General features: G+C 74.6%; 1 protein-coding gene. It reads left to right on the plus strand.

Annotated elements, in window-relative coordinates; translation table 11 throughout:
• Positions 1 to 8,800, plus strand: an 8,800-nt coding sequence (locus ABT085_RS39880) for a type I polyketide synthase (protein WP_351619940.1), incomplete at both ends; no start/stop codon positions are given.

An 8,800-nucleotide genomic window follows, 5' to 3' on the forward strand; every position in this document is an offset into this window, starting at 1 on the left:
GCGTTCGCGGCCGGTGCCGACGGCACCGGCTGGGGCGAGGGCGCCGGCCTGCTGCTCGTGGAGCGCCTCGCGGACGCCCGTCGCAACGGACACGAGATCCTCGCGGTCGTCCGGGGCTCCGCCGTCAACCAGGACGGCGCGTCCAACGGCCTGACCGCCCCCAACGGCCCCTCCCAGCAACGGGTGATCCGCCAGGCCCTGGCCGCCGCCCGGCTCACCACCGCACAGGTCGACGCGGTGGAGGCGCACGGCACGGGCACCCGGCTCGGCGACCCGATCGAGGCGCAGGCGCTCCTCGCGACGTACGGGCAGGACCGTCCCGGCGACAAGCCGCTGTGGCTGGGCTCGGTCAAGTCCAACATCGGTCACACTCAGGCTGCGGCCGGTGTGGCGGGCATCATCAAGATGGTCATGGCGATGCGGCACGGCGAACTGCCGCGCACGCTGCACGTCGACGCGCCGTCCCCGCACGTCGACTGGTCGACCGGCGCCGTACGGCTGCTCACCGAGCGCACGCCCTGGCCGACGTCGGACCAGCCGCGCCGGGCCGGCATCTCCTCCTTCGGGATCAGCGGCACCAACGCGCACACGATCATCGAAGAAGCCCCGCCAGCTGAAGCGTTCGCACAGGACACCGAGGCCTCGGAAGCGCCGAAGGCAGGCGCGGGGAGCGCCGCGGCCGTCACCCCGGACGCCGCGCACCCGGCCGCGGCCGTCACCCCGGACGCCGCGCACCCGGCCGCGGTCGTCGCCCCGGACGTCGCGCGCCCGGCCGCGGGTGGACCGGTGCCGTGGGTGATCTCCGGCAAGACCGAGGAGGCCCTGCGCGCGCAGGCCGAACGCCTGCTGTCCCGTACGGACGCCGAAGTCCCCCCGCTCGACGTCGCGTTCTCGCTCGCCACGACGCGCACGGCCCTGGAGCACCGCGCCGTGGTCCAGGGCGAGACGCCGGCGGAACTCGCGGAGGGGCTGCGGGCCGTGGCCTCCGGCTCCCCGGCCCGGGGCGTCGCACGCGGCCTCGCCGGCACCGGCGGGCGCGTCGGGTTCCTCTTTTCCGGCCAGGGTTCGCAGCGCCCGGGCATGGGGCGCGAGTTGTACGCGTCGTACCCGGTGTTCGCTGCGGCGTACGACGAGGTGTGCGCGCACCTCGACGCCGTGGTCGACGTCGACTCGGAAGAACTGCACCACACGGGCGCGGCCCAGCCTGCGCTCTTCGCGTTCGAGGTTGCGTTGTTCCGGCTTCTGGAGTCGTGGGGTGTGCGGCCGGATTACGTGGCGGGTCATTCGGTGGGTGAGATCGCGGCTGCGCATGTGGCCGGGGTGTTGTCGCTGGAGGATGCGGCGAGGCTGGTGTCGGCGCGTGCTGCGTTGATGCAGGCGTTGCCGGTCGGCGGGGCGATGGTTGCCGTCCAGGCCGCCGAGGACGAAGTCCTTCCGTATCTCGTCGACGGTGTCGGTATCGCGGCGGTCAATGGTCCGCGGTCGGTCGTGGTGTCCGGCGAGGAGGATGCGGTCACCGGGATTGCCGAGGTCTTCCGGGAGCAGGGTCGTAAGACGTCCCGGTTGAAGGTCAGTCATGCGTTCCATTCGCCGTTGATGGACCCGATGCTGGAGGAGTTCGCGGGGGTCGTCCGTGGGCTGGTCTTCGGGAAGCCGCGTATTCCGGTGGTCTCCAATCTCACCGGCCGGCTGGCCGAGGCGTACACCGCGGAGTACTGGGTGAGGCACGTCCGTGAGGCGGTCCGTTTCGCCGACGGCGTCCGGACTCTGCACGACCTGGGCGTGACCACGTTCGTCGAGATCGGTCCGGGGGGTGTGTTGAGCGCCCTCGCCCAAGGCTGCCTGGACGACGACGCGGTCACCGTGCCCGCTCTGCGCGCCGACCGCCCCGAGCGGGCCGCACTCGTCGCCGCCGTCTCCGAACTGCACGTCCACGGCGTCTCGCCGGACTGGCACGCCTTCTTTCCCGGCGCCCGCCGCGTCGACCTGCCGACCTACGCCTTCCAGTACGAGCGCTACTGGCTCGACGCCTTACCCGCCGCTCCCGGCGACGTCCGCGCCGCCGGACTGGGTTCGGCCGACCACCCGCTGCTCGGCGCCGCCGTCAGTCTGGCCGGCGGCGACGAACGGCTGCTGACCGGCCGGCTGTCCCTGCGTACGCACCCGTGGCTGAGCGACCACGCCGTGCTGGGAACCGTACTGCTGCCGGGCACCGCGTTCGTCGAACTGGCCGTGCGCGCCGCCGACGAAGCAGGCTGCGAACTGCTGGAGGACCTCACCCTCGAAGCGCCCCTGGTGGTGCCCGAGCAGGGCGGCGTCGCGGTTCAGGTGTGGGTCGGCGCGGCCGACGGCACCGGCCGCAGGCCGCTGACCGTGCACTCGCGCCCCGAGGACGACGCCGACCTGCCGTGGGTCCGCCACGCGACCGGGTTCGTCACCGTGGGGACCGAAGCGGCGGAGGCGGCGACCGGGAGCCGGGCGCTCATGGCGTGGCCGCCGCCAGGCTCCGAGCCGGTCGGCCTCGACGGCTTCTACGACCGGCTGGCCGCTCTCGGCCTGGCCTACGGACCGGCGTTCCGCGGACTGCGGAGGGCCTGGCGCGCGGGCGAGGAGGTCTTCGCGGAAGTCGCCCTGCCCGACGGCACGGACACCGGTTCCTTCCTCCTGCACCCGGCTCTGCTGGACGCGGCTCTGCACGCGATCGGCGCGGGTGGTGCGGGCGGTCTTCCCGAGGCCGATGCGGGTGGTCTTCCCGTGGCCGAGGCGGACGGGCCGCTCCTGCCGTTCGCCTGGTCCGGGGTGTCCGTGCGCGCCACGGGCGCGTCCACCGTACGGGTCAGGCTGGCGCCGGCCGGTACGAACGCGGTGTCCTTGCTGGTGGCCGACGGTGCCGGCGAGCCGGTGGCGTCCGTGGAGTCGCTGACACTGCGCGCGATGTCGGCCGAGCAGTTCCGCAAGCGCTCCGGTGACACGATGTTCACCGTCGAGCGGGTGCCGCTGACCCTGCCCTCCGCCGACGCGGACGGGACGGCGGTCGCGTACGTCCCGGACATCGCCGCGCTGGCCGAGGCCGGCGGTCCCTCGCAGCCGGACGTGGTCGTGGTCCCGTGCCCCGACGGCCCGGAAGGGGCGACCGGGGCCGAGCGGGTCCGTGCGGTCACCACCGACGTGCTGCGGCTGGTCCAGCGCTGGTTCGCCGAGGACCGGACACCGCGTCTTGTGCTGGTGGCGCGCTGCGACGACCTCGCGCACGCCGCGGCGGGCGGACTGGTGCGCTCGGCCCAGGCGGAGAACCCCGGCCGGATCGTGCTGCTCGAAACCGACCGCCCGGACGAGGCGCCGGCGCTCGTGCCCGGCATCGTGCTGTCCGGCGAGCCCCACGTCGTCGTCCGCGAAGGGGAGGCCGGCGCACCGCGCCTGGCCCGCGCCACCTCCCCTGCGACAGAGGACGCGGCCACCGGCCTTGCGAAGGACGCGGCCACCGGCCTTGCGAAGGACGCGGCCACCGGCCCCGCGGACGAAGCGGCCTCCGCCCCCGCCGAAGGCGCTGCCTTCGACCTTGGCACCGTGCTGCTCACCGGCGCCTCCGGCGCGCTGGGCCGAATCCTCGCCCGTCACCTGGTGACCGGACACGGCGTGCGCCGGCTGCTGCTCGTCAGCCGCCGTGGCGCGGACGCCCCGGGCGCCGCGGACCTGAAGGCCGAACTCGCGGCGCTCGGCGCCGAAGCGACGTGGGCCGCCTGCGACCTCGCCGACCGTGACGCCCTCGCCCGACTGCTGGCCGCCGTGCCGGTCGACTCGGTCGTGCACACCGCCGGCGTGCTCGACGACGGCGTGATCGCAGCACTCACCCCGCAGCGCGTGGGCGCCGTCCTCGCGCCCAAGGCCGACGCCGTGCTCAACCTGCACGAGCTCACCGGCGAGCGCACGACGTTCGTGCTGTTCTCCTCCGCGGCGGGCGTCTTCGGCAACCCCGGCCAGGGCAACTACGCAGCAGGCAACGCCTTCCTGGACGCCTTCGCCCGGTACCGCCACGCCCAGGGGCGGCCCACGGTCTCGCTGGCGTGGGGCCTGTGGGAGCAGGAGGGCGCCATGGCCGACGCCCTCGACGCGACGGGCAGGTCGCGGATGGCGCGCTCCGGCATCCTGCCGCTGGCCACCCAGGAAGGCCTGAGGCTGTTCGACGCGGCCCTCGCCTCCGACGAGCCCGTGCTCGTCCCCGTCCGTCTCGACACCGCCGCCCTGCGCAACCGGGGGGCGGAAGCCGTACCGGCCCTGCTGCGCGGACTCGTCCGCGTCTCCCTACGCGGCGCGGCCCAGCGCGCCGCCACCGGATCCTTGGCCGAACGCCTCGCAGGACTGGCCGCCGACGAGCGCGACGAGGCCGTCCTGGAACTGGTCCGGGCCGAGTCCGCCGCCGTGCTCGGTCACTCCTCGCCCCGGGCCGTACAGTCCGCGCACGCCTTCCAGGACCTGGGCTTCGACTCGCTGACGGCGGTCGAACTGCGCAACCGGCTCTCAACCGCCACCGGCCTGCGTCTGCCCGCCACCCTCGTCTTCGACCACCCCACCCCCGCCGCCCTCGCTCGGTACATCGGCACCGAACTCCTCGGCGAGGCCCCGGCCGCCACGGCCGCGACCCCGGTGCGGCAGGCCGCGGCCGCCGCCGACGAGCCGATCGCCATCGTCGGCATGAGCTGCCGTCTCCCGGGCGGGGTCCGCTCGCCGGAGGACCTGTGGCGGCTGGTGGCCTCCGGCGAGGACGGCATCTCCCGGTTCCCGGACGACCGCGGCTGGGACGTCGACGGGCTCTACGACCCCGACCCCGAGCGCCTCGGCAAGTCCTACGCGCGCGACGGCGGCTTCCTGCACGAGGCGGCCGAGTTCGACGCCGGCTTCTTCGGCATCAGCCCGCGCGAGGCCCTGGCGATGGACCCGCAGCAGCGGCTGCTCCTGGAGGCGTCCTGGGAGGCGTTCGAACGCGCCGGGATCGACCCGACGACGGTTCGTGGCAGCCGTACCGGCGTCTTCACGGGCCTGATGTACCACGACTACGGCCAGGGCCCGCGCGAACCCGCCGAGGGCGTCGAGGGCCTGCTCACCACCGGGGTCTCCGGCAGCGTCGCCTCCGGGCGCGTGTCCTACACGTTCGGCCTGGAGGGTCCGGCGGTCACGATCGACACGGCGTGCTCGTCGTCGCTCGTCGCCCTCCATCTGGCTGTCCAGGCGCTGCGGAGCGGCGAGTGCACGATGGCGCTGGCCGGCGGTGTCACCGTCATGGCCGGTCCGACGGTCTTCGTGGAGTTCAGCCGGCAGCGGGGGCTGTCGCCCGACGGCCGGTGCAAGGCGTTCGCGGCCGGTGCCGACGGCACGGGCTGGGCGGAGGGCGTCGGCATGCTGCTGGTGGAGCGGTTGTCCGACGCCGAGCGCAACGGCCACCGCGTGCTGGCCGTCGTGCGGGGAAGCGCGGTGAACCAGGACGGTGCGTCCAACGGTCTGACCGCGCCCAACGGCCCTTCGCAGCAGCGGGTGATCCGGCAGGCACTCACCTCCGCGGGTCTCACCACCGCTGACGTCGACGCGGTGGAGGCGCACGGTACGGGCACGAGGCTGGGTGACCCGATCGAGGCACAGGCGCTGATAGCCACGTACGGCCAGGGACGGGACGGCGACCGGCCGTTGTGGCTGGGCTCGCTGAAGTCGAACATCGGCCACACGCAGGCCGCCGCGGGTGTCGCCGGTGTGATCAAGATGGTCATGGCGATGCGCCACGGCTTGCTCCCGCGGACCCTGCACGTGGACGAGCCGACGCCGCACGTGGACTGGTCGGCGGGTGATGTCCGGCTGCTGACGGAGGCCGTCGACTGGCCGGAGACGGACCGCCCGCGCCGTGCCGCCGTGTCGTCCTTCGGCGTCAGTGGCACCAACGCCCACACCATCATCGAGCAGGCCTCCGCGACCGAGGAACCGTCCCCGGCCCCCGGCTCCGGCTCGGCCGTGCCGTGGGTGCTCTCCGGCAGGACCGAGGCAGCGCTGCGGGCGCAGGCCGTCCGCCTCGCGTCCTACCTGGACGACAACGACAACGACTATGACCCTGCCGACGACGGCGGTGCAGCGGCTCTCGCGGCCGACGCGGCGTACTCGCTGGCCACGACCAGGGCAGCCTTCGAACACCGTGCCGTGGTGGTCGCGGAGAGCCCCGAAGAGCTCCGGCGGGGACTGGCCGGTGTCGCCGACGGCGCCACGCCGCCCGGCGTGGTGACCGGGACCGCACGTACCGGCGGCAGGACCGTCTTCGTCTTCCCCGGGCAGGGGTCGCAGTGGGTGGGCATGGCCGCCGAACTGCTGGAGACCTCCCCGGTCTTCCGCGACCGGATCGAAGCCTGCGAACGCGCCCTCGCGCCGCACGTGGACTGGTCGCTGACCTCGGTGCTGCGCGGCACCTCCGAGGTCGAACAGGACCGGGTCGACGTGCTGCAGCCCGTGCTGTGGGCGATGACGATCGCCCTCGCCGAGGTGTGGCGCTCCTTCGGAGTGAGGCCCGACGCGGTCGTCGGGCACTCGCAGGGCGAGGTCTCCGCGGCGGTGATCGCCGGAGCGCTCCACCTGGACGACGGAGCGCGCATCGTGGTGCGGCGCAGCCTCGCGGTCCGCGAACTCCAGGGCCGCGGCGCCATGGCCTCGCTGCCTCTCCCGGACGAGCAGGCACGGGAACTGGTCGGCCGGTGGACCGGCCGCCTCGGAATCGCCGCCGTGAACGGGCCCGCCACCGTCGTGGTCTCCGGGGACACCGACGCCCTCGACGAACTCCTCGAACACTGCCGGCAGGAGGGCATCCAGGCCCGCAAGGTCGCCGTCGACTACGCCGCGCACTCGCCGCAGATCGAACGCGTCGAAGCGCAGGCGAGCGAGGGGTTCGCCGGCATCAGCCCGCTCCCTGGCTCCGTACCCTTCTACTCCACGGTGACGGGCGGGAAACTGGCCGCGGACGAGCTGGGCTCCGGCTACTGGTACCGCAACATGCGGCAGACGGTACGGTTCCACGACGCGATCCGGGCCGCTCTGGCCGACGGGCACGACGTGTTCGTCGAAGTCAGTCCGCACCCCGTCCAGCTGGCGGGCATCCAGGACGCCATAGAGGCCGCCGACGCGGACGCCGTGGTCGTACCGACACTGCGCCGCCGCGACGGCGGACGGAGCCGGCTGATGCTGGCCCTGGCCCAGGCCCACGTGCGCGGTGTCGCCATCGACTGGGACGCCGTCCTGCCGGGCGCGCGCCGCGTCGACCTGCCGACCTACGCGTTCCAGCACGAGCGGTACTGGCTGGAGGCGGGCGCCCCGGCCGGTGACGTGCGAACGGCCGGGCTGGACGCCTCCGACCACCCGTTCCTGGGCGCGGCGGTGGAGCTGCCGGACGCCGGCGGCCACCTGCTGACCGGGCTGCTGTCCCTGCGGGCCCAGCCCTGGCTGGCCGACCACGCGGTGCTGGGCACGGTACTGCTGCCGGGCACGGCCTTCGTGGAACTGGCCGCCCACGCGGCGGCCGAGACCGGCTGCGACCTGGTCGAGGAACTCACCCTGCAGGCACCGCTGGTGCTGCCCGAGCACGGCGGCGTCGCGCTCCAGGTCCTCGTGGGTGCCCAGGACGCCACCGGCCGCCGCCCGCTGAGCGTGCACTCGAGAGCCGGGGACGGCCCCTGGATCCGCAACGCCACCGGCACCCTCACCACCGGCGCGACCCCCTCCGGGACCGACTTCCGCAGCTGGCCCCCGGCCGACGCCCGGCCGGTGGACCTGGACGGCTTCTACGACCGGCTGGCGGACCTCGGCCTGAGCTACGGCCCGCTCTTCCAGGGGCTGCGTGCCGCCTGGCGCGGCCACGACGCGGTCTACGCCGAACTAGCCGTCACCGATGAGGCGGCCGCGGACGCGTTCGGCGTGCACCCGGCCCTGCTCGACTCCGCGCTGCACGCGCTGGGCGCGGGCGGCCTCGTACCGGCCGCCGACGGGCCCCTGCTGCCCTTCGCGTGGTCCCGCGTCACGCTGCACGGAACCGGAGCGGCGAGCCTGCGGGTACGGCTCTCCCCGGCCGGCGGGGACACGGTACGGCTGGAGGCCGCCGACGGCACGGGCCGCCCCGTCCTCTCGGTCGAGTCGCTGACGCTGCGCCCGGTCTCGGCCGAGCAACTGCGCACCAGCTCCCGGGACTCCCTGTTCACCGTGGACTGGGCACCGCTCGCCGCCACGGCCGACGCGCGGACGACGGTCGTACGGACCTACGACGACATCGCCGAACTCCTCGCCGCCCCCGCGGCGGAGACCGGGGCGGAGACCGGGGCGCAGGCGGACACGGACGCCGTCGTCGTCCCCTGCCCCGCCGGGTCGGGTACCGATGCCCAGCGGGTCCGCAGCGTCCTCGCCGAGGTGCTCCGGCTGGTGCGGTGGTGGGCGGCCGAGGACCGGGCCGCCCGCCTGGTGCTGGTGACCCGGGGCGCGGTCGCCGCCGGGGACGAGCCGGAGGCGGGCGACCCGGTGCAGGCGGCCGTGTGGGGCCTGGTCCGGTCGGCACAGTCGGAGAACCCGGACCGTATCGTCCTCCTCGACATCCACCGGAACGCCGACGCGGACCGGGCCGTGGCTTGGGCCGTCCCCCGGCTCATCGCCTCCGGGGAGCCGCAGGCCGCGCTGCGCGGCGACGCGCTCCTGCTGCCCCGGCTCGAAAGGGCCGCCGCCGACGCCCCACGGGCCACCCCGGACTTCGGGACCGGCACGGTGCTTCTGACCGGCGCGTCCGGCGCCC

This window comes from Streptomyces sp. NPDC002265, from assembly GCF_040296125.1.
In the GTDB taxonomy this organism is placed as follows: Bacteria; Actinomycetota; Actinomycetes; order Streptomycetales; family Streptomycetaceae; genus Streptomyces.